General features: G+C 40.9%; 2 protein-coding genes. Both read right to left on the reverse strand.

Going from position 1 to position 1,286, the window contains the following annotated elements; translation table 11 throughout:
• A partial coding sequence (locus Q7P41_RS03020; RefSeq protein ID WP_303882020.1) for an EscU/YscU/HrcU family type III secretion system export apparatus switch protein occupies nt 1-231 on the reverse strand: 231 nt, incomplete at its 3' end.
• On the reverse strand, nt 228-1,214 hold the full coding sequence (locus tag Q7P41_RS03025; RefSeq protein ID WP_303882022.1) for a hypothetical protein: 987 nt from the start codon (nt 1,212-1,214) through the stop codon (nt 228-230). The genes Q7P41_RS03020 and Q7P41_RS03025, both read right to left, overlap by 4 nt.
• Nucleotides 1,215-1,286 lie beyond the last annotated feature (72 nt).

The raw sequence follows: 1,286 nt of genomic DNA on the forward strand, positions 1-1,286 counted from the left end.
GGCAAGATAAGCTTCCTCCGGTATTTCCTCACCTAGACCAACCCCCAAAAGCACAGCAACCAAAGCGGGATCCTCAACTATTGGGATGCCCACTTTTTTGGCCTCTTTTATTATCCTATCAGCCAGCCACCCTCGTCCCGACGCAATAACCCTGGGAGCCTTATCTAGTTTTCTATCATAACGCAGAGCCGCAGCTTTCATAAATTTTTCGCTCTTTTGATCTTCCATCATGCCTTCACATCAAATCCCAAATAAGCAACCCCTTTAGGCTCCTTAAACAAGCCTAAGTTGAGGTATATCAATCTGATCGACAAGCTTTCGAGGGTTTCTTTAAGCGTAGTCAGGTTTTTTGAAAGAAGCTCTTCAACAACTTTTGAATTTGAACGTAACGTCACGCCGTAAGCATCTGCATCAAAGACCAACTCACCTTCAATCAATCCTATGTTTGCACCTTTAAAATGAAATATTAATCGAACTATTTTCTTTGGTTCCTCCTGAGAGGAAATCCACATACTTACAATTTTTCCATCTTCCAAGCTAAAGATGAGCGGCGCAAAATTATAAGGGAAAATTACATTTTTTAGCGGCCGAGCCAACAAAAGCAAAGATTTAACGTAAGCACTTTCTTCGGCGTTTCCTTCAAAAAAACTTTCGATGCTCTTTTCGTCTTGAAGATTTTTTAACTTATCTTTTAAAGCCCTAAAGTACTTGTTTATCTGTTTCACAGTTAAACTAAAGTACCAAGAAAGAATCTTCACGTAGGGTTCTTCAAGAGGAAGACCACGAGCATAAAGCTCAATGAGGGCAGGTAAATTACCCATATCCCCTCCCATTTTCATCAAAAGGGAGGACAGTTTCTTTACCAAATCCTCCGTTACGGCCAGATGTCTATCTAACAATGCGCTAACAATAGATTGCTCGAATTCGCTGAGTTTCTCGTATGCGGCTATCTCTTCAGGTTTTAATTTCAGAAGCGGAGGCACGTGTGTCGAATCCCATATGCCAGTAAATTGTTCTCCCACATCAAGCTTAAGCGAAGAGGTAGCATGCATCTTTTGACCTTGTATTTCCACAATATAACTGTCGCCTTGCCGCTCAAGTACAACACCTTTAACTAAAGAACCGTTTGGAATGAAAGTGAAAGATGAAGATGGTAGTTGTTCCTGGCTTTGAAATCTCACTGACTCAGGTCCTTGCAAACTATATGAAGTCATTTCTCCACATTTCCCCACTTAAAAGTTTTTCTGTGAATGGGTGAGATGCCCTTTAAAGTTAATGCCCTCTTA

This window comes from Acetomicrobium mobile (assembly GCF_937920065.1).